The 216-nt window shown below is 46.3% G+C and carries 1 protein-coding gene; it reads right to left on the reverse strand.

What is annotated here, in order from left to right; all coding sequences use genetic code 11:
* A partial coding sequence (locus ADI58_RS09535; RefSeq protein WP_049522426.1) for a Rib/alpha-like domain-containing protein occupies positions 1–216 on the reverse strand: 216 nt, incomplete at both ends.

A 216-nucleotide genomic window follows, 5' to 3' on the forward strand; every position in this document is an offset into this window, starting at 1 on the left:
AACGTATCTTTTTGTTCTTTCACCGTGATTGGGACTGGGACTTCATCGACTGTTCCGTCTGGATAGGTGACTAAGGCTACACTTGGATGATCTCCTGGTGTGTTCACAACTGGTGTGTCTTTCCATGTCACTCTTGTACCTTCTGGTAAGCCGGTCTTATCAACACTGTCTTCTGCCTTTGGCACTGTTCCGTTATCTACCGTTTGTGCTTTTGGT

This window comes from Streptococcus mitis (genome assembly GCF_001074635.1).
Taxonomy (GTDB): domain Bacteria; phylum Bacillota; class Bacilli; order Lactobacillales; family Streptococcaceae; genus Streptococcus; species Streptococcus mitis_E.